Annotated in this window: 23 protein-coding genes; 6 read left to right on the forward strand and 17 right to left on the reverse strand. The window is 47.8% G+C overall.

Annotated features, from left to right (window positions below):
- Nucleotides 1-400: 400 nt before the first annotated feature.
- The 5 genes from ahpC (at nucleotide 401) to NQ491_RS10910 (ending at nucleotide 6190) form a co-directional block, all read left to right on the forward strand.
- Nucleotides 401-967 carry an alkyl hydroperoxide reductase subunit C gene (ahpC, locus tag NQ491_RS10890; protein ID WP_019245508.1) on the forward strand — a complete coding sequence of 189 codons (567 nt, stop codon included), beginning with the start codon at nucleotides 401-403 and terminating at the stop codon, nucleotides 965-967.
- Nucleotides 968-1060: 93 nt separating this feature from the next.
- Nucleotides 1061-2614 (forward strand): alkyl hydroperoxide reductase subunit F, encoded by a 1554-nt coding sequence (gene ahpF / locus NQ491_RS10895; protein WP_019245507.1) that lies wholly within the window; start codon nucleotides 1061-1063, stop codon nucleotides 2612-2614.
- An 808-nt stretch (nucleotides 2615-3422) separates the two neighbouring features.
- Nucleotides 3423-4643 carry a site-specific integrase gene (locus NQ491_RS10900; protein WP_019245505.1) on the forward strand — a complete coding sequence of 407 codons (1221 nt, stop codon included), beginning with the start codon at nucleotides 3423-3425 and terminating at the stop codon, nucleotides 4641-4643.
- A 307-nt stretch (nucleotides 4644-4950) separates the two neighbouring features.
- Nucleotides 4951-5316, forward strand: a complete 366-nt coding sequence (locus NQ491_RS10905; RefSeq protein WP_019245504.1) for a helix-turn-helix domain-containing protein — start codon at nucleotides 4951-4953, stop codon at nucleotides 5314-5316.
- Nucleotides 5317-5647: 331 nt separating this feature from the next.
- Entirely contained in the window at nucleotides 5648-6190 is a 543-nt protein-coding gene (locus NQ491_RS10910) for a PriCT-2 domain-containing protein (protein ID WP_019245503.1), read from the forward strand.
- Nucleotides 6191-6334: 144 nt separating this feature from the next.
- Here NQ491_RS10910 and NQ491_RS10915 read toward each other — a convergent pair whose 3' ends face one another.
- The 6 genes from NQ491_RS10915 to NQ491_RS10940 form a co-directional block, all read right to left on the reverse strand.
- Nucleotides 6335-6862 carry an ORF6N domain-containing protein gene (locus NQ491_RS10915; protein WP_019245502.1) on the reverse strand — a complete coding sequence of 176 codons (528 nt, stop codon included), beginning with the start codon at nucleotides 6860-6862 and terminating at the stop codon, nucleotides 6335-6337.
- A 63-nt stretch (nucleotides 6863-6925) separates the two neighbouring features.
- Nucleotides 6926-7252, reverse strand: coding sequence for a 50S ribosome-binding protein YggL (locus NQ491_RS10920; protein WP_034282860.1), 327 nt, complete (start codon nucleotides 7250-7252; stop codon nucleotides 6926-6928).
- 62 nt (nucleotides 7253-7314) lie between these two features.
- Nucleotides 7315-7869, reverse strand: coding sequence for a protein adenylyltransferase Fic (fic, locus tag NQ491_RS10925; protein WP_019245500.1), 555 nt, complete (start codon nucleotides 7867-7869; stop codon nucleotides 7315-7317).
- A gap of 2 nt (nucleotides 7870-7871) precedes the next feature.
- Nucleotides 7872-8207 carry a HigA family addiction module antitoxin gene (locus NQ491_RS10930; protein ID WP_034282814.1) on the reverse strand — a complete coding sequence of 112 codons (336 nt, stop codon included), beginning with the start codon at nucleotides 8205-8207 and terminating at the stop codon, nucleotides 7872-7874.
- Between the two features lie 241 nt (nucleotides 8208-8448).
- Nucleotides 8449-8682 carry a DUF2442 domain-containing protein gene (locus NQ491_RS10935; RefSeq protein WP_019245498.1) on the reverse strand — a complete coding sequence of 78 codons (234 nt, stop codon included), beginning with the start codon at nucleotides 8680-8682 and terminating at the stop codon, nucleotides 8449-8451.
- Between the two features lie 7 nt (nucleotides 8683-8689).
- Entirely contained in the window at nucleotides 8690-8947 is a 258-nt protein-coding gene (locus NQ491_RS10940) for a DUF4160 domain-containing protein (RefSeq protein ID WP_019245497.1), read from the reverse strand.
- 766 nt (nucleotides 8948-9713) lie between these two features.
- Between NQ491_RS10940 and NQ491_RS10945 the strand changes: the two genes are divergently transcribed.
- Nucleotides 9714-9872, forward strand: coding sequence for a helix-turn-helix domain-containing protein (locus NQ491_RS10945; protein ID WP_232423197.1), 159 nt, complete (start codon nucleotides 9714-9716; stop codon nucleotides 9870-9872).
- 63 nt (nucleotides 9873-9935) lie between these two features.
- Here the strand turns inward: NQ491_RS10945 and NQ491_RS10950 are convergent, their stop codons facing one another.
- The 11 genes from NQ491_RS10950 to NQ491_RS11000 all read right to left on the reverse strand — a co-directional run bounded on the left by NQ491_RS10950 (nucleotide 9936) and on the right by NQ491_RS11000 (nucleotide 20810).
- Nucleotides 9936-10451, reverse strand: a complete 516-nt coding sequence (locus NQ491_RS10950; RefSeq protein WP_147524822.1) for a hypothetical protein — start codon at nucleotides 10449-10451, stop codon at nucleotides 9936-9938.
- A gap of 930 nt (nucleotides 10452-11381) precedes the next feature.
- The gene (gene gmhA2 / locus NQ491_RS10955; RefSeq protein WP_019245493.1) at nucleotides 11382-11975 is read right to left on the reverse strand and encodes a D-sedoheptulose 7-phosphate isomerase; all 594 of its coding nucleotides are present in this window, start codon (nucleotides 11973-11975) and stop codon (nucleotides 11382-11384) included.
- Nucleotides 11976-12098: 123 nt separating this feature from the next.
- Nucleotides 12099-13130: a GHMP family kinase ATP-binding protein gene (locus NQ491_RS10960; RefSeq protein WP_019245492.1), complete on the reverse strand. Its 1032-nt coding sequence runs from the start codon at nucleotides 13128-13130 to the stop codon at nucleotides 12099-12101.
- 101 nt (nucleotides 13131-13231) lie between these two features.
- Nucleotides 13232-13801, reverse strand: coding sequence for a glycosyltransferase (locus NQ491_RS10965; RefSeq protein ID WP_019245491.1), 570 nt, complete (start codon nucleotides 13799-13801; stop codon nucleotides 13232-13234).
- A 4-nt stretch (nucleotides 13802-13805) separates the two neighbouring features.
- Entirely contained in the window at nucleotides 13806-14237 is a 432-nt protein-coding gene (locus NQ491_RS10970; RefSeq protein WP_019245490.1) for a glycosyltransferase, read from the reverse strand.
- Nucleotides 14238-14612: 375 nt separating this feature from the next.
- Nucleotides 14613-15701, reverse strand: coding sequence for a glycosyltransferase (locus tag NQ491_RS10975; RefSeq protein ID WP_019245489.1), 1089 nt, complete (start codon nucleotides 15699-15701; stop codon nucleotides 14613-14615).
- A 7-nt stretch (nucleotides 15702-15708) separates the two neighbouring features.
- Nucleotides 15709-16788 carry a glycosyltransferase gene (locus NQ491_RS10980; RefSeq protein ID WP_019245488.1) on the reverse strand — a complete coding sequence of 360 codons (1080 nt, stop codon included), beginning with the start codon at nucleotides 16786-16788 and terminating at the stop codon, nucleotides 15709-15711.
- A gap of 12 nt (nucleotides 16789-16800) precedes the next feature.
- A complete protein-coding gene (locus NQ491_RS10985; RefSeq protein ID WP_019245487.1) occupies nucleotides 16801-17979 on the reverse strand; it encodes an EpsG family protein in 1179 nt (392 codons plus the stop codon).
- 11 nt (nucleotides 17980-17990) lie between these two features.
- Entirely contained in the window at nucleotides 17991-18887 is an 897-nt protein-coding gene (locus NQ491_RS10990; RefSeq protein WP_019245486.1) for a glycosyltransferase family 2 protein, read from the reverse strand.
- Between the two features lie 3 nt (nucleotides 18888-18890).
- Complete coding sequence (locus tag NQ491_RS10995; RefSeq protein WP_019245485.1) at nucleotides 18891-19793, reverse strand: hypothetical protein; 903 nt, start codon at nucleotides 19791-19793, stop codon at nucleotides 18891-18893.
- 12 nt (nucleotides 19794-19805) lie between these two features.
- A complete protein-coding gene (locus NQ491_RS11000) occupies nucleotides 19806-20810 on the reverse strand; it encodes a glycosyltransferase family 8 protein (protein ID WP_019245484.1) in 1005 nt (334 codons plus the stop codon).
- Nucleotides 20811-20814 lie beyond the last annotated feature (4 nt).

Raw genomic sequence — 20814 nt, forward strand, 5'->3', positions numbered from 1 at the left:
CGAGGATCAAGCGCCGCTCATGTTTTTCTTCGCCCGTTACGGAAACGGCATGCGGAGCGTTTCGGGGAGGCTTTCGGTCTCCCCGAAACGTGACCGGCGTACGCCTGCCGCGTCCGGGCGGCGGCCGGCTCAGGCATGGAACATCCGGAAGACCGTCGGTCGAACCTCCGGCTCCGGATGCGGAACGGCCGACAGTCCGGCTCGCCGGCAGGCGAGCGAGGGGCGGACAGAAAAATAATTCGGCTTAGAGGCCTCCGAGGGCTTTGCGGCGGCATGTATCGGTTCCGCTTATCGATGTATAAATATATGTGATTGATATTTTTATGATGATAATTATTTGTGATATATATTTGTTTCCGAAAAGGAACAATCACTATAAACCGAATAAAAACAGAAAACTATGGAACCGATTATCAATTCCAGTCTTCCTGAATTCAAGGTTCAGGCATTCCACAACGGCAGTTTTAAGACCGTCGGCAGCGACGATGTGAAGGGCAAGTGGGCGATCTTCTTTTTCTATCCGGCCGACTTTACGTTCGTCTGCCCGACCGAGCTGGTCGATATCGCCGAAAAGTACGAGCAGTTTCAGGCGATGGGCGTTGAGGTTTATTCCGTGAGCACCGATTCCCATTTCGTACACAAGGCATGGCACGACGCCTCGGACAGCATCCGCAAGATCAAGTATCCGATGCTGGCCGATCCGACCGGAGCGCTGAGCCGGGGTTTCGGCGTGATGATCGAGGACGAGGGTATGGCCTATCGCGGTACGTTCGTCGTGAACCCCGAGGGGCGGATCAAGATCGCCGAAATTCACGACAACAACATCGGGCGCAACGCCGACGAGCTGCTGCGCAAGGTGGAGGCGGCCCAGTTCGTTGCCTCGCACGACGGCGAGGTGTGCCCTGCCAAGTGGAAGAAGGGCGAAGCTACGCTGAAGCCGAGCATCGATCTGGTCGGTAAGATTTAGTTTTTCGGCGAGCGGTCGGACCGGCCTTCCGAAGCCGGTCCGATCCGTTCTCCGTCGGATTTCGGTTCATGAACGATTCAATACGATAGAGCCATGCTGGATGCATCCCTCAAGGAGCAGGTCCGCTCCATTTTCTCCGGCCTCAAGGCCGATTATATGTTCGATATGGAAGTTGCGCCGCAGCACGAAAGCCGTGGCGAGCTCGTCGAGCTGCTCGGCGAGGTAGCCTCGTGCTCCGACCGGATCGCTTGCCGCGAGCGCCCGGGTGAAGGGTTGCGCTTTTCGCTGCTGAGGAACGGCGAGCCGACCGGGATCTCGTTCCGGGCCGTGCCGACCGGTCACGAGTTCTCGTCGCTGCTGCTGGCCGTGCTCAATGCCGACGGCCAGGGCAAGAACTTTCCCGACCGGAGCGTCTGCGACCGGGTCCGGGCGCTGAACGGTCCGATCCGCCTGACGACCTATGTGTCGCTGACGTGTACGAACTGTCCCGATGTCGTGCAGGCCCTCAATGCGATGGCTACGCTGAATCCGGGCGTAGAGCACGAGACGGTCGACGGGGCGATCCATCAGGCCGAGGTGGCCGCGCTGAACGTTCAGGGCGTTCCGTCCGTTTTTGCCGACGGCGAGTTGCTGCACGTGGGGCGGGGCGATTTCGGCGAGTTGCTTGCGAAGCTGGAGGCCCGCTACGGGATCGATGCCGCGGGAATCGAGGCTGTCGAGCGCCGTTTCGACGTCGTTGTGCTCGGGGGCGGACCCGCCGGCGTTTCGGCCGCGATCTACTCGGCCCGCAAAGGACTGAGCGTGGCCCTCGTGGCCGAGCGCATCGGCGGGCAGGTCAACGAGACGGTCGGTATCGAGAACCTGATTTCCGTTCCCGAAACGACCGGTCGCGAGCTGGTCGGTCGGCTCGCGGAGCATCTCGGCCGTTATCCGGTCGAGGTGTTCGAGCACCGTCGGGCCTCGAAGGTCGAGGTGGCGGACGGACTCAAGAGCGTGGCGACTGCGACCGGCGAGCGGTTCGTGGCTCCGGCGCTGATCGTCGCTACGGGCGCCCGCTGGCGACGCCTGAACGTGCCGGGCGAGCGGGAGTATACGGGGCGTGGAGTCGCTTTCTGTCCGCATTGCGACGGACCGTTCTACAAGGACCGTCCGGTCGCGGTTGTCGGAGGCGGCAACTCGGGCGTCGAGGCGGCCATCGATCTGGCCGGCATCTGCTCGCATGTGACCGTGCTGGAGTTCATGGATTCGCTGAAGGCCGACGTCGTGCTTCAGGACAAGTTGCGGAGCCTGCCGAACGTCGTGGTGTTCACTTCGGTGCAGACGACATCCGTCGAAGGCGACGGCTCGAAAGTGACCGCCGTGCGACTCAAGGACCGTGCGAGCGGCGAGGAGCGGACGATTCCGCTCGACGGCGTTTTCGTGCAGATCGGACTGTCGGCCAACAGCGACCTGTTCGACGACTTGCTGGAGCGGAACCGGGCCGGCGAGATCGTTATCGACGACTATTGCCGGACGGGCATTCCCGGCGTTTATGCGGCGGGCGATGTCTCGACGGTTCCCTACAAACAGATCGTCGTGGCGATGGGAGAGGGAGCGAAAGCCGCTTTGTCGGCTTTCGACGACCGGGTTCGCGGCGTGATCGGGTAGAGAAGAGCCGCACGGAAAGTCCGCTTCCCGCTGGCGGGGCGAGCTCCCGGATGGAAAGATTGAGCATATCGGCTGTCGAGGAGTTGCAACCCCTCGATAGCCGATACGTTTTTCGAACGCTTCGGATTTCGGACGACGAGCGAGGAGACACCGGCGGGATATCTGACTGGAATTCTGAGAGAAGGGGCGTGGACGTTCTGCTCTTCCGGCCGTATGCTGCTTTTGTTTTCTTCAGGTTTGCACAGCCCGTCGAGCTGCGGCCGCATCTTCGGACGCCGTATGTTTGGTGATGCTTTGGCGTGAATACGGTCTTTTCTGCGATTTTGTCGGGCGTCTACCGGAGGCGCTTCGAGGAGGCTCGTGCTTTTGTGCGTATGCTTGCAGGAGGGCGTCGGCCGTTCGAACATGGGTTGTGGAAAGTTCGGGAAAGGGGCTATGCGCTCGTTCGGAGCGAATATCCGTTCATGTCGTAAAAGCAAGGCGTAAGGTAACAGGGTGTAGGGGATGCCGTATCGGAGTGCCTTGTGGTGCGGGACCGTGCAACGGTCGTAAATGCAGAAACGGGTTGCGATTTATATCGCAACCCGTTTCTTTGGTGGAAGCACAGGGATTCGAACCCCGGACCCTCTGCTTGTAAGGCAGAATTCGGCGATTTTTATCGATTTTTGTCTTATTTGATCTTTTTATGTAAAATACTGTATTTCAATGCAAATATAAGGGATATTGTTTGATTTTGTTTTTGTCTATTTCTATCTGTTTCGTATGTTTGTGTGTAAATTGTGTGCCGAAAACCGAAATTTACACACAGATGCAATACTCGAAAGACGGAATAACAGTTGCTGCGGTGCTCGATACGAGACACCCCAAAAAGAATGGCCTTTGTCCGGTCCGGATCCGGGTGACCTATCAACGTCAAAGGCAGTATTATCCTACCGGAAAGGATATGACCCCGGATGATTGGGACAAGTTGCCCGCTGCGAGGAGCCGGAATGTCGTTGCGCTCCGCGAAAGCATTGCCAATAGCTTCGATATAGTGCGGAAAAACGTTGAGGCGTTGGCCGCTGGCGGGTCATTTTCATTCGATGCCTTGAATAATCGTCTGAGAAAGGCGGGAACCGATACGATAAACACGGCTTTTCGGGCCAAAATAGCCGATTTGCGGGCCAATAATCGAGTCGGGAATATGCTTGTGTATGACAATGTCCTGAAGGGCTTAGAACGCTATGCCGGCAATAATATCGGATTCGCTCGCGTCTCGGTCGATTGGGTTCGCAAATACGAGTTATTCTTGCATAACGAGGGCAAAACACAGACTACTATCGCTATACATTTGCGGACGTTACGGGCGGTCCTCAACGATGCCAAAAGAGACGGGATAATCAGGGCTGCGCAATACCCGTTCGGGCGGGGACGGTACGAGATACAGGCCGGGGAAGGTCGGAAAATGGCCCTTACGCTGGAGCAGATCGGGAAGATCGCCCGATACGAGGACGGAAGCCGGGCAACTGCAAAATACCGCGATTATTGGCTGTTCTTGTATTTGTGCAATGGAATCAATGTGGCCGATTTCGTTAAGTTGAGGTACTGCGATATTGTCGGCGGGGAAATATGCTTCGTCCGTCAAAAGACGGAGCGGACGAGCCGGACGCGGAAAGAGGTCCGGGCCGTCGTTTCGGAACCGATGCAGCGTATTATCGATTCATGGGGTAATCCCCCCACGCCGGACAGTTATATTTTTCCCGTGCTGGTCGGTAATGAATCGGCGCTGGTTCAAAAGCGCAAGACGCAGTACCTGACAAGAGCGATCAACAAACGAATGGCAGCCGTCGGCGAGAAACTGGGGATCGGTCACATATCGACCTACACGGCCCGGCATTCGTTCGCTACGGTATTGAAGCGCTCGGGGGCAAACATTGCCTATATATCGGAATCGCTGGGGCATTCCGACTTAAAGACGACGGAAAACTACCTCGCATCCTTTGAGAGGGAGGAACGCGAAAAGAATGCGAAATTATTGACTGAATTTTAGCGTTACACCGCGGATATTCGCTCGCCATTTCGGCGGGCTTTTTTATTGCATTTCTCAACGCCACATCCGCCCTTGCCCCTAAAAAAAGAACGAATACAAAAAAAGATATTGGAAAATAGGTTAATGTAAATGCATTATATGCAGTATGTATAATGTGATTGTTTGTAATTTGTTGGTAATTTTTGGCTTTTTGCCGGGAAATTTAGGCTCCCAATTCTATGTGACAGTGAGAGGCACAGGCAAGCCCAAGTCGCAGGGCACGCAATTGCCAGTGCGTTAAAACCAAAAAATAGTAAAAAATCTCACTATGGAAATCAACGATTTTGCCCCTTTCGCGGCTTTGTCGATAGGACAAGCGAAAGAAATTATTGCGGGCATTGTACACGATGCGATTTCGGATGCCAAGCAAAAAGCACAACCGACACAGGAATCACAGGCGGAAGTAATGAACATCGACGACGCTGTCGTGTTTCTGAAAGAAAACGGTTTGCCAATAACGAAAAAGTCGTTATACGGAAAGACCTTTTCCGGGACAATACCTTTTAAGCGTATCGGCAAACGCCTTGTGTTTTCCCGTAAGGAGCTTTTGCAATGGATCGAAAGTCGGACCTATCGGCCGCATTCGCAATCGGACGAAGCGTTGAGGCTGGCAGAAAGTGCACGTAAAAAGTAGGAGGGCCGGCGATGAATGACAAAAGAGAAGCCGTCCGGATGGACGGCCCCGCAACATCTAAAGGGATTCAGTATCCACTGCTGTAAAAATAGTCAAATTTCTTTGGCTTTCCACCAGCGCCGCGTATTTAATTTGCTATCCGACGGAATCCCGCGTACAATAGCCGACATTTCCGCCGATCTTCGCCTGTCAGACCCTCGGAGCGTTATTCGTGATCTGCGTCACAAAGGGGTAGTCGTTTCGGATTTTTGGGTAAAACGGAGCACGGCAGTCGCTATAAGCGATATTTTATCGAGCCGAGCGAGCCCCGTATTGCAGGAAGGGGGGCGTAATGAGTAAGCGCGATACGTTCTATTTTCCCCATGAATACAACGCAAAAGACGATCCCAAATGCGAGCGTCTTATTTGGGAGATGGGGATGGAAGGTTACGGGATGTTTTGGACGCTGTCGAAGTATTGCGGGCGCAACCCGATACACGTACCCGGTTGCCAACATCCCGATAATCGCACGGAAACGGACGAAATTTCAAATGAAATTCGCGATGCGTGTCGTTCCCCGCAAAAGGAGATTATCGAAAATAAGGCAATGGGTCCGGAATACTGTTTCTCCCTTGTGGAAACGCTGGTAGATGAGTTACGGAAGCGCAAGGCGAACATCGCGGAAAACCGTTCGGATCGGTATGCTATCGGCTGCTCGTTGGCCTCGGAGTTGAAAGAGCGCGGGCGGGCATTTTTTCACACGGTTTCGTCTCTGTCTGCGAAATACGATGCAAGGGAATGCGACAGACAATACGATCGATGCCTGATCCATTGTGACCGATACACATTGGACACGTTTTTCCGGTATTGCAAAGAGGCTTGGTTGAGGTGGTAACCAGTACAAGGGCAGGGGCGGCCGGTGAATATCGACGGGTAAAACCGGAGTTTCCGAGTTTTCCGAGGCCATTAAAAATGCGGAATTTGCGGAACATTAAAAAAAAGCCGATCTCGCCGATGCTATGAAAATATATTACTGGCGTTATTTTCCCTTTTCCGAACGTTTGAACCCTATCGGATTTGCGGGCTTGCGGGCCTGTGGAATTTTGATCGATAATGCGGCGATAGCTTGGTAAATATTATCCAACTCTTTCCGCATATCCTCGGACAGATCGCTGACCGCCTCGGCATTCTCGGCATCTGCCCTCTCCAGCAAGGCCAGTTTCGCCCGAATTCCGGCCAGTTCCGCCGTTATCTGCGTCGTGGTGGTAATGTAGTTCCGCATTGCTACAAACGCTCGCATTATGGCTATACTTGTCTGAATGGCAATAGGGCTTTTAAGAACGGCAGAAAGCATAGATACTCCTTGTTCAATAAAAGCGTATGGATTACGCCGTAATCCCATCGTGATAGAATTGGTTATCACAATTTGTGATTTCCAATCTTCCGTTTCCTGATCTGTTAACTGAAACATGAAATCGGACGGAAAGCGTTCGATATTACGCTTTACCGCTTGATTGAGGGCGCTCGTCGTTACTTGGTAAAGTTCTGCCAAATCACGATCCAGCATCACCCGTTGGCCTCGTAGCTCTTACTTTGGATAGTAGTTAGTTCCATAATGGTGTCTCTTTTGTTAATCCCAGTCATACCAGACATCTCTCAGGGGCCCGGCGGTTATATTTGTCACTTCCGGCTGTTTTTCGAGCCAATCGATAACGTTTTGTCGTTGTTCCGGCGTAACGGTTCCCCGTCCGATATAGGTTACGAAGCCACTGAAATAATCACCGATACCACCGATGCATTCAATATTTAGGTTACTAAGAAATTTATCATAACGGTCAAAGAATTGGAAAAAAAATTCTTCATTCGCTTTATAATCACCAGTATAATAGAATTCGAGATTGAATCCCAATTCTTTAAACTCTCCTTTGTGCAGCTTCTTGCGTAATCGCTTTTTCATCAATATACTCCTTCCATATTTTGATGTTGTCTCTGCCGTAATGACAAGAAACGACATTTACATCATGCCTCGTACCCCTCGTAGTAATACGATTGTTCGATTCCCTTGAAAATAACCTCCCGATCCTCCGTGCGGTCGGTCAACGCTCCGCCGAGCAACGTGCGCAGTTCCAAATTGTTTATCGGGCTACGTTCCATTGCCTGCAAATCTAGGTCTTTGTCCACCTTGCGCCAGTCTACGACTTGCCCGATTCGCTTTTTCAGCATCATATCGAGCCATATCCGGGTGGCTCGTCCGTTCCCTTCCATAAACGGGTGGGCGATGTTCATTTCAACGTATTTCGCTATTATCTCCTCAAACGTCGTTTCCGGCATTCGCTCGATAACCGGTAATATCGCATCGAGGTATAGGGCATTGGCAAAGCGAAATCCGCCTTTCGATATGTTGATAGTACGCACCTTTCCGGCAAAGTCATACAGACCACCGAACAAATAGCAGTGTATGTCCTGCAATCCCTTGACCGTTCCCACCTCGATACGGTCTATATCGCCATTCTCAAACAGAGACCGCGCCTTGTTGAGGCTGTGCGCGTCTATGGTGTACGTTTTGTTCATCATAGCTATAATGCCGCAACCGTTTTGCGTGTTTGGTCGAGAACCGCAGAAAGGCCGGAATCACGGCGAGCGGTCTGTATATTATAGTCGGATTGCAAACCTATCCACAGATTGGCGGTTATCCCGGTTGCTGCCTCGATTTTCAATGCCGTATCGTTTGTTATCGGCCGGTGCCCGTTGATAATCTCGTTAAAGGCCGTGTAGGGCATTCCGGTAATACCGACGAATTTCCGTTGTGATACGCCCTGCGCCTGCAATTCGTCTTTAATCATTTCGCCCGGATGAATCGGGGTTGCCGGAATCAACTCACGCAGTGCGCAAATCCTTGTTGTCGTTTCCATATTTACCCCGTTATCCGTGTATTTGAGCCAATTCCCGTCCTATTTGCCGCAAAGTATTCAATATCTCTTCCGTGCGTTTCTCCGACGGCTTTTTCGTTCCGTAAATATATTTAGATAGTAGGCTTTTGTGAATACCGATTGTGCGGGCGATTTCCGATACGTTCAATTGCGGAAACCGGCGGAACACATCTCCGATTACATTGTTTGCGTTAGGGTTCTCCATAATCTACATATACTTAATTTACTGAGCCGTCCCGATGTCGTAGAGAAATTCAGGTGCGAAATCTGCTCCGTTCGCCCATTCGATAGTCTCACGAGTGAGCCCGTATTGTATAAACTTGCATTTATCGAGCAGCTCGCCGAAAACTTCACCCGACAAATAGGGCTTCAAGTCGCACACCCGCTTTTCGTCATTATTAAACGTCAATGCCAGCGTATAATCTCCAAGATAATCTACATCCGTAATCCTCAACATAACTGCGCTATTTTAATGGTTCTACCGTCCCGATCTTTTCGCCTTTTACGGCTTTCTCCCACAGCGACAACAATTCCGCTTCGTGCTCATCGATCCACTTATTTACAAGGACAATAACCTTTGCAGGGGCTTTGCCGTCTACAACTCGATCAATAATCCGAATATGGCAAACGTATTCGCCGTATGTGAAATGAATATGCGGCGGATTGTGGTCTCGCCAATATAGGTATAATATTATACCGTAAAATCTGCATATTTCAGGCATATTATTAATCGTTATTGGTTTTTATCTACTGTAAATGTAAGTCTAAAAATTTAGACCTGCAAATAAAGATGAATATATTTCGCTACGTTCCGATAAATTTAATGAATAGCATACTGTCAAACAGTAAGGAACGAGAAATACCTTCACAAAAGGTGAAGAAGAAAGCAAGGACGCTCCCCTGTCTGTATTCATGTCGCCGTAATGCATGGAATTCACGAGAGGGTTTGCGACAGACGGAGTTTCTCTCTTTGGGTGGTATCGGTATTGCTCATGGAAATTCGAAGGCTTAAATCGGCTGAAAAAGGCTTTCCGAAAATTCGGCTCGTCGAAGCCTCAACTTTGAACATCAGTCGGGGTGTAGTCGGGACCTTTTTCTTTTTTTTTGCGCAACTTTTTTCTTTTGGGAGGAGTGGATTCATAGGGGTGCGAATGCCGGATTTCCTTTAGAATTGTGCAACAAGTTGATACCTGACTTGTTGCACTTTTTTAATTGGGACGAGGTAACGAAAAGGCAACGGTTCTATCTTCCGTCTTTTGCGTTTGGATTCATAGCCTCAAACAACTGAGGCTAAGGTAATAAAATACTTCGAAAGCGGCGAATTCCGGTACTCTAAATGTACGAGAATATATTGATCTATATGAACGGCGAAAACGAGGACGTAAGGGATACCTTTGCGAAGATTGGTAAGGCGGAACGGGCCTTGCTGCGGGCCGACTGAGAGCACCGCCCCTCGGTAATAGGGAACGCTATTTGACCGAGGACGAAGTGTGCGAATATCTGCATGTCTCGCTGAGAACCTTGCAAACCCTCCGGGATAGACGGCAAATCCCCTATACCGTTATCAGTGGACGGGCGTTTCTCTATCCCGAAACCGGAATCCGGGATTTGCTCGGACGAAACCTGAAGCCCGCCGAAAAACGGTAAGCGAACGAAACCGGGGAGACGGCATGCCGTCTCCCCGGTTCTGTATCGTATAGAGCCATAGTTTTACTGTCCACCTCCCCGAATCGTAATCGGTTCGGTCGTACCGCTGAGCTCCACACCGTCCTCGTTCGTGTAAGTGATCGTAAAGCGGTGCGTGCCCGTCTGCTCAGGAGCTTTGGTCAGACGGAAGCTGAAACTGAACCGAATCAATTTACGTTGTATCCGATTGAATTCATCCAAGTCCTCGCTCAACTCCAAATCGATAATCGGCAAAGAGCCGTAATAAGAACTCGGCCCCGTCGTTTTTCCCTGATATTGCTTCAAAGATGTATAACCGGTCGCCAGGTAATCCTCGGCCGATTCAAAATGAATCCGCATGATATCGTCCAGATAGGTCCCTGCCGGATGCTCCCCGTCGTAGTCGGTATCCGACACCACATGAATACCTGTCGTTCGGCGGTAAACGTGGGGTCTTGTAGAGAACTCAAACAGCGTTTCAGCTTGCGATACGTTGCCGAGCATCTGGGCAAGCTCTGACAAGCCCGATTTGTTCTTGATGATCTTCTGTTGTGTCGTCATTACTTAATCCTTTTTAGTTAGTGAATCTAATTAATTTTATTCCTAACTGTCAGATCAAGTCGTGACTAATTCATATTACGACTTTAGCCCTTGTTTCTTTTGGACCGGCTTCTTGGTTAGATCGGGAATATCCTGCGATTGGGTTTTGGGGGTAATACCCAAGTAGCAATATCCTACCGAGAATTTTTCTAATAAGTACCTCTATTTTAACCTTCCCAAATCCGTTTCGCTTCCCGTTTCTGCACTTGATAATGCCTTTGTCCACTAGATTGACAGTTGTGATTTTGTGACGGTCCTTTCGGATTTTCCAATATGCACAGCGATCTCTTTTTGCATAGCATAAGAGTAGTTAAACACAGCGATTTTTCCCAAAGTGCAAGTATTGCTCTTTTGAGATAAGGTCGTAAGGCCCGGTTACACTTTGAATATTTCGTGCCGAACGATTTGCCCTGTTTTCAGTTTGCTTCGTTCAGACAGGATCAGGTCCAGAATAACGCTTTCAAATATTCTATGGTGGCGTAAATGCCTTTGCTTAAATTGGTATAATTAGCCCGAACCAAGGAGTTACGGAAATACCCCGAGAGTTGGAAAAGGTCTTGTTACGGATGTCGACCCCGAATGTCCGCAGGTATTTGATCAAAATACAGCAATCGTACGGGTATCGCCCTCTCTGAAAGCATGAATTTGCCAAATTCAGGAAAGGAGTTTGGAATATGGTGATCGCATGGTTGTTCAAGTCCTTGTAGCTGATTTTTCTACTCTAAATCATAATCGAGCGTTTTGCGGATACTACCAGCGCTGACATGGAGGACGGTTTCGCCGTTCAATACCAACTCCTTTTCGCGATGTTGCAATCCCGGCTCTTTCCGACAAACTTATAGCAGCCCTCGAAAGGCCTGCGGTAAGTGGTTTTATCAAGGATGTCCTCTGCTATCCGAAAATTTTTTGTTCTACTATACAACAAATGATATGCCCGATCAAGATATGCGATTCCTGAATTCGGGGTGTTTCACATGAAGGGACACAAATTGTCAGGTCGCACAATTCTTTCATGTGGCCACCTTCTGCTCCGGTCAACCCGATACTGTAGATATTTTTTTTGCGGCAGGTCTCTAAAGCCCTCACAATATTTTCAGAATTGCCCGAGGTCGAGATACCGATGAAGATGTCACCTTCCACACCTTGTGCTTGGATTTGCCGCGCGAAAAGCCTGTCATAACCGTAATCATTACCGATAGCTGTTAGAATTGAAGTATCGGTACTTAAGGCTATCGAAGGTAATCCGGGTCGATCGAAATAAAACCGGCTGACAAATTCTCCTGCGATGTGTTGGGCATCGGCCGCGCTTCCACCGTTACCTGCCAGTAGTGTTTTATGTCCATTCCGATAGGTGTTGGTCACCATTTGTGCGGCTTGGGCGATAATGTTCAGCAATCGAGAGTCTGCCAGTATAGCTCGTTTAGTGGCGATCGACGCTTGAATTTGTTGCCTGATCGTCTCTTCTGCAAATGTAAAGTGATTCATAGGTTTTGTATTGCCGGAAATGAGATTCTTTAATGTGGATTATTGTAATGAGAGCTGTGTCTCTGATTGTTATATATGTGATAAGGCTGGCTGATTCCATATCTGATTAGCAATCGGGCTTTTTTATGTGTTGTATATTTTCCATCCATGTGTTCCTCCTTCACTGAATTGGAAATCGACTATGCGCCCGTTCAATTGATTGAGCGCGCGGACGACCTGTACACGTCGGGTCGGCTCCACGATGAAGATGACGAAGCCTCCTCCTCCAGCTCCAGAGACCTTGCCGGTAATGGCTCCAGCCCCTATCGCAATACGGAACACTTCGTCAATTCGGGAATTGGTAATCGGAGCGGCCATCTTTTTTTTGTCTTCCCATGCTTTGCCGAGAATCTCGGTAAAGCGTGGGATATTGCCGGTCAATAGGGCGCTTTTCATATATAACGCGCTTTGCTTAATGCGGTGCATTGCTTCGATGGCTTCCCGATTACCCTTGGTCGTATTGGCTTTCTGTTCATCAATGATGGCAGCCGACGAACGGGATGCTCCGGTGTAATAAAGTAGTATATTGGCTTCTAGTTCATCGATGATCCACCGTTTAATACGTAGCGGATTAACGATTACGTGGCCATCGGGCAGAAATTCCATAAAATTGAACCCTCCGAATGCTGCAGCATACTGATCCTGTTTGCCTCCGCTTAGTTTGAGATCGTTGCGTTCGATATCGTAAGCCAACCATGCGATTTCGTAGTCCCCTACGGGCAGGTGTAGCCATTCGGCAAATGCTTTAAGAATAGCCACCACCATTGTGGAGGAGGAGCCCAATCCGCTTCCCGGTATGGCATCGGAGTAGGTTGTGATTTTGAACGACAACTCGCCAGGACAAAAGTCGCGCATGATCCTGTTGTATACTCCTTTGTGCAAATCTACGGTTCCGTCGATGGGCAATTGCGGGGCAGTATCAAACACCTGCCGCTGATTGATGTCAGTTGCTTCGATTACGATCTTACGATCCGATGTTTCCGTGATCGTGCAATGGGCATAAAGATTGATCGTGGCATTGAGGATAAGGCCTCCATACAGGTCGCTGTAAGGGGATACATCGCTGCCTCCCCCAGCCAGTCCTAGTCGTAATGGAGCTTTGCTTCGTATGATCATTTCAATATGCTTTTTATAATATATGGGTAAGACGAAATGAAAATTCCGGAAACTGTAAGGGCTTTATGAAATGAGGATGAAAGGTTTGCCATGCCTCGTTATTATTCAATATGGTGTCCGTTATAAAAAGCATCGGTGATTTTTCGATAGACGGATATGACATTTTTGACATCGAATTCCCGCTCGGCTTTTATTCTTCCATAATATCCCATCTGTTTTCGAGCAGCTGAATCGAGACTTAAAAATTTGCTCACAGTATCGACTAGCTCGGGAATGTCTTGGGGAGGAATTAGAAATCCGTTTTTCCCATGTTCCACGGTTTCCCTGCACCCGGGAATATCGGAAGCGATGATTGGTTTCCCCATTGCCAACGCTTCCATTAACACGCGTGAGAGTCCTTCGAAATAATAAGATGGATGAACAATACAGTCTGCCTTTCGAATCAACGGAATAACATCCGGGACATACCCCAGATAGACAATCGTTCCATTGGCGCAGTCCTGCTTCACGACGGTTTCCGGAACGGCCTTGGGGTAAGAAGGATCAATATTGCCCAGTAGTTGAAACTCTGTATCGGGGTGTCGAGCCCTGATAATCCTCGCAGTTTCCACATATTCAGTATAACCTTTGTCGTATAACAGACGTGAAATCATTAAAAAAACTGTTTTCATCGCGTTATTCTATTTGGAAATGATTCAAGTTAACACCTTCTCCTCCGGAAAGTAGTATGATTTTTTCTCGGGGGACGATTTTCCTATCGATTAAAAAGTCTCTGTTGGATTTATTTAAAACCAATACATATTCGCTGTATCGTAGAGCTGCCTTATACAAGTATCGGGCGATCTTGTTCGGAATATTTTTTCTGCTGAATACGTATCCCAGTCCGGCAATCATGGCAGAAGAACGAATGCCACAGCTTTTGGCAGCAAACGTTCCGTAAATATTCGGTTTGATCGTATAGTGAAAAATATAATCAGGTTTTTCTTCGGTATAAATCCGTTTTAATCTGAAAAAATATTTCATATCTTCGATCGGATTTGTCCCAGAGCGGTTCATGATAACCGGTGTGAACCGGATATTGGGAAACTCCCATTGATATATATCCATATTTTGGGGAGCCACCAAGACGACATCATACCCGTTCGATGCATAGTGACAAATTATCTCTTTTCTAAAGTTCAATAACTCGCGTAGACTATTGTCGCAGAAAAGAATCTTTCTTCGAACCATAAGACAATATATTTTTGGATGCAATGGAAATAAACTTATCCGATCTGTCTCCGATGGAATTGGAATTTCAATGTCGTCGTTTCGTCCCGTGAAATTTTGCGACAAATGCGAGGCGGTATCGCATATGTTATTCGTAGTTGAACGTATGGTCTCTTATTGAAATTCTATATGGGAGGATGCAAATAACTTGATAATCAAGTTGTTTGTCGATATGTGTCAGTCGTAAATTTAAAAAGGAAAAATAGTCGATAGTCAAGATCCAAGTGACGACCGATAGATATGTTCCCATTGTTCCCAAACCCGCTCCAAGTCAAATTTATGGGCCAATATCCGGTTTTTATCACTGATCCGTTGACGTTCAGATTTCGGTAAATTGCAGATATATGACATCTTATCAGACAACAAATCCGAGTTCCGTATCGGAACTACGAAAAAATCGTTTTGAACGACTTCAGCACATCCTCCTGCGTCGGTTGTTATAACAGGCAGTCCGCATGCCATGGCTTCCGCCAGTACGATACCGAATCCTTCCCATGCCGAACTTAAAACAAAACAGTCGGCGGCATTGTAACACCGGGCCATATCGGATCGTGCTCCGAGTAATTTGACCCGTTCCCGTATTCCGAGGGCTGCAACAGTGGAGGAGAGTTCGTCTCGTAGTTCTCCTTCCCCGGCGATCCATAGCTGTCCGTGAGGTAGCCGGGAAAAAGCTCGGAGCAGATTATCCTGATCTTTGGCTGCAGTCAGGCGTCCTGCATTGAAAAAAACAAAATCGTCCGGGCCGACCCCCAATTCTTTTCTGAGGTCTTCTCCAAGAGAGCGGTCAGGAACGAATTTGGAAAGATCGATTCCATTGTAAACGGCTAAGTTATCCTGCTTGCGAAAAGCTTTTCTTTTAATGAACATATCGACTGCTTCTTGCGACACATTCGTATTCAGGTCACTAAGATGATCAGTCAGGCGATAAGCCAGCATACGACCGCTACTCCCGATATTTTTATTGTGTTCGGAACAAATAAGTACGGGAAATTTGATACGGCATCGCAACATACGGGTAAAAATATTGCTGTGAACCATGTTGCTGTGTACGATATCAGGACGAAATCGCTTGATGATGCTCTTCGCTTTTTCTACCGCCCGAATGAATTGCAACGGTTTTTTTCGCAAGTGTAATGGAAAAACGGGTATTTCTGATAGGATTTTCGGTGCTAAGGTGTCAATATCAGTCAAATAGACCACAATGACCTCGTGGCCGGCCCGAACGGCTTTTTGGGCCAAATCGATCGTGATGATTTCGGCTCCGCCCAAACCCAAGCCCGTGATGAAATATGCGATTTTCATAAATAATTCAGAAATTGAAAAAAGACCGGAATTTCAGGGCCGATACTTCGTTGGAATATTTTTGCAAATAAATTTCCCGGCAATATGGATTGTATCGTATGCCGGAGCCTTTTATGCCATTGATTTTGTCGATAAATTCTTCCGCAGTATTACAAAGGCCGCCAACTTGTTCATAATCGACATCATACCCCTCGAACGCCTCCGTTGTGCCGAATACGGTTTTTCCGTACATCAAGGCTTCGGCGGTTTTCAGTTTCATACCCGATCCTTCGAAAATGGGTGCGATCAGGAAATCGGCATTGTAAATGTATTCAGCCATATCGGTTACGCTTCCGATGACGTGAACATTCGGAGAGGTTTCCAGTTCATCGCGTACCGTTTCAAAGTTTTTCCCAACGATATCTATGTCAGCGTTGATGAATGGCGCTACGTGTTGAACGAACCATTTTATTCCATAATAATTCGCATAAAACAGACTGCCGACAAAAAGCCCCTTGAGACGGGAGTGAGAGTTATCGTTGAGACGGGAAGAATCGAATCGGTCTTCAAACGATACCGGTAGAAGATGATCGGCCTTCCTGCGATAGATTGTGGCGAGCAGTCGATTGTCCCTTTCGTTGAGAGCGATAATGGTGTCACTGTATTGAGTAGCTAACCTTTCGCTATAATAGGTCGCCAGCCACGTCAGCAGGTTGCCCAATTTTTTCTTCTTTTTCAATACGGCGTACACGTATTTGCATTCAACGTTATGGAAAAACGTGACGATTTTAATTTTTGGATATCTCTTTTTGATTTTTTTACAGATCTTGCCGTAAGCCGATCCGTCGATAAAAATATATTCGGGAGGCTTTTGCCGGATATGATTCAATGATTCTCGGCAGAGCCGGACGTTGAGCCCTAACGTATATCCCCGTAGTGTACATAGCAACTTACGAAGTAACGGCATTTCCGTTTCGAATTCGATTTTGGTGAGATTGTCTCCGAAAATCGATTCCAGCATCTTCTTGTTTTTATTGATCCCCAAACCTCCTCCGAAATCATTCTCAGCATAGGGGCCGATATAGAGACAACTTCTAACTTTTTTCATGTAAATCCGAGATTAGTTGCCAACGATATCGCCGGCATAACGTTCTTTGACAAGCTCTCTTTCTAGTTGGGAGTCATGCTGGAAAACGATGTTTTCATATTTGTAAATAGCATTGCTTGTGATAGAGGTGATTCTTAGCGATGCATACAGGCAAATACAGCCGAAAAAAAGTATCCGGTTCGACATTCGTTGGAAACAACAGAATAATGCCGGCCATAAGATCCAGTAGGAGACCAGAAACAGCAGACCGACCCGTTCCGCTATGATGGATATTCCATTAAACACGAGGACGACGACGAGAAAAATGCCAAACATATTGATAAATATCACGTTACTCTGTTTCTGCGCAAGTAATTTATTATAGTAAGCAATGATTAGCAGGGACGTGACAAAACGTTCTATATATCCGATCGAAATTCCTCGACTCGCACCGTACAGATCCGATTCCAGATAAAGTTCCGTCATGGGTGCATATTTTCCTCCTAGCAGATTGGCCGCGGCCTGAATGGCGGGTTTGAGAAAGTCTATCTGGGACAGGTAAAGAGCATTACAGAGAATGAATAAAATAATAAAGACCTTTTTGGGCATAGGTTTGTGTACGAAAAAGAACAGCGGAAACAAAAAAATGGTACTGGTATGGAATGTAAAAGCCAACGCCATCAGCAGGGCGAAAGGCCAGAAACGTCGTTGGGCGATATACGGAACGGCAAGTAGGAAAAGCATCAGGCTCTTGACATTGCGCATGAGTTCGATTTCCATGACCGGATGCATCGTCAGGAGCACAAGGAAGCCGAAGGCGTAATTGGTAGAATACCGTTTGAAAAAGCTGTTCAGAATGATAATGTCAATTGTGGCGGAGATAAATACGAATACAGAATAGTCGCCACTGATCCACTTGACCACGGAAGCGTAACAGATGAATCCGGGTTCGTACCATGGATTACTCCAGTTGTCTGTATATCCCTCTTTGAAAATAGGTACAAGTTCCTCATAAATAGCGTAATAAACGTGGCAGTCATATCCGACGTAAGCTCTTAGACCAAAAAAGGCAAGAAATGCAACTGTTGAAATGATGCGGATAAATTGTAGAATCCGTTTGTCTCCACTGTTGCGCCACTCGATTATTGTTAATACCATGTAAAGAGCCAAAATAGCCCAGTATGGCACTGAATACCAAATGCTGAATGCCATGAAGCCTGCCGTTATTCGTTGCAGGATTTGAAAATCTGATATTGTGTCCGATAGTTCGTTGCTCGTTCGGAATATCCCAAAGTCTGGAACAGAAAGAAACGAATCACCAGATTTGCAAGAAACAGAAAATCTGCTGCATGTCGGTATCGTACACCGTGCACCTTATCGAAATAGATCCGCCTGCTTTTCATTCGCATGCGTATCTTACTTTCATTCGATCCCGAACTCAGACTTTCATAATGAATAATCCGAGCTTGGGGGACGCTGATAATTTGGTATCCGAGTTTTTTGATGCGTTCGGTCAGTTCAACTTCCTCGTAATACATGAAAAAGTCGGGATCGAACCATCCTGCGGCGTCCAAAGCCGTACGCCGTATCATCATATCCGCTCCGGTAATGTAACCGACTCGTTTGGGACGGCCCGTATGGTTGAATCCTCGGTTTTTACCTTCCGTTATTTTAGGTATGATTCCCAATGACAATTCACATATCTCATCGAATATGGACGGCATGCGGGCAAAGGAGTGCACCGGACGCATCTGTTGGTCATACAGGTTTCCACCGCAAATGCCCACCGAAAGGTGGCCGTCCATGTAATCCACCATGGTTTTTATCGCATTGTTTATAAGCAATGTATCTGTATTAAGCAAGAAGACGTAACGTCCTGTGGCTATACGTATCCCTTCGTTGTTAGCCCTGCCGAAACCGAGGTTGTCATCTAACGGAATGTATGTGATCTGTACGGGCCAGCTTTTTTGTGCGATGATCCGTCCCGAGTCGTCGTCCGAATGATTATCCACGACGATAATCTCATAAAGGAACCCCTGACTTTTTTCAATGACCGATTCAATGGCAGCCAGTAGCAGTTGTTCGGTCTTGTAGTTGACCAGTATGATCGAAACGTCCATTGATTATACAGGATTTCTTCGTATATGAAGTTGCCGAAGCACTCGTTTGACGACAGCTTTTATATATTGTTTTGGGGCCAGTTTATTTGACGGCTGATAATCGTTGCGCAATGAAGCGATGATGTCGTCTATATTACCGGGAATGAATTTCAGGGTATGCCACGTTGTCCGGCACTGCGGAAACGGGTGGAAATCTCGCAAAAACGGTGCATTGTGGCGATTGATACTTTTCCAGAAATTGAAATAACCTTCTGCGTCTACATCCGTATTGTGGCTCCAATTGCGGATTTTCTGGTATATTTCAGTTTCCGGACGGGCCCAACTCTGATGCAGAAGCAGATGATCGCAATAAAGGTTTGTGATTTTCAGCGAAGTATTGAGACGGGCTGCCGTATAATGGGGATAATTAGTGGCGACTACTGCCATTTCTTTGCGAGAGGCATTATCAACGTATAAAAAACCGTCAGGATCCTTTTTCAATAAGGTCACCCATTCGACCCATATTGCTAGCGGTTTATGAACTTTCTTTTCGATCGCGTGGAGAAAGGAAACGAAAGCACCGAAATCGACGAAATATTCGTCCGAATCGACTTGTATGTGCCATTGATCCTCGGCGGAACCCATCCGTTCCGCAAGCATATTCCGTTCACGGGTATCGTTTTCCATGGCAGATAAACCCGGAATGGCAAAATCGTCTTCGTAAATATGAATTTTTCGTTCCAGGTCGGAAGCCTTTATTCCTTCCAGAAAGTCTTCGCTCATGGCGTACTTCTCTCCGTTCCATGTTCTGCGGTTCACGTCGATAGCCAAAGTAATTCGGTCGGCATGGTTGTAAATTTGCCGGATGCATGTTGGTGCATACTGATAATCGTAGGATATGAGTATCCCGACATGGATTTTTTTCATGCGAAGCTGCGGTTAATAATGTCCGAACATCTGTTTGATACGAAATACGTATTTGGGGCCGAGCATATATCTACTTATTCTTTTCAGAGGGTTGATAATATGTTTTCTGATGCGGTTCATGAAATTACGGTCGGGAAAGACGCGTTTCGGCCAAGGGGTGTTCTTGCGATATTTCCAGTATTGTCTTTTGTAGGGATGAGAACTCATATAATGCCATGGTTTCACGCTGCCTGTGAAATGAACGATTTGTGGATGCTGGGTCGCTTCGGTCGGTTCTTCGTCGCTGTAATTAGTGACGATGCCGCACATTAAAACATGCGAATTCCATTTCGGATGCAATACGCCGAAATTGCCGTTCAGGACTGCATTGAGTGCATCTTGGTCGGCAGCGTGCAGGAATGGATGCGTATTGATGTATTCCAAAACGGTTGTTGTCAGATTTTCCTCTCTCCATTTCTCCAGATTCATCAGCATGACACCCGCATTGAAATAGTGAAAATCCCCTTGCATGCCTAATCTTTTCTGTTGCCGGTAAGCGTTGCTTTCCACATTGATATAGGTGTCGTAAGCTTGATGGCATTTTTTCAGATAGGGACGTTCCACAGATTTGTAGTGGATGTCGTATTCATTACAGGCGCTTATCGGTTTCGTAATATCGTACTCCCGCATGATCGGCAAAATGTCTCCCAGAACGACCGTATCACAATCGATGTGGAGGACTACTTCGTCTTTCAACACTATGGCTGCAAACAGTCGTAAGTATGTTTCTACGTGCAGTAGATGCGGAGCGGCTTGTATGGATGACACTTGTGCAATGAACGACGGGTCTATCTTATAAAATTTCAGGGAACGGACCTGATTTTTGAAGTATTCCGTTAAAACTGTTTGGATCTCTTCGCTTAGAGAGGCATGCAAAACGGCGAAGTCGATTTTGTCGCTTGCATGGGCGATAATCGAAGCCATAACGGTAGCTGCATGCGGGGCATACGAATCATTGAAAGAAAGGATGATGGTCATTTGC

The organism is Alistipes ihumii AP11, assembly GCF_025144665.1.
Lineage (GTDB): Bacteria > Bacteroidota > Bacteroidia > Bacteroidales > Rikenellaceae > Alistipes_A > Alistipes_A ihumii.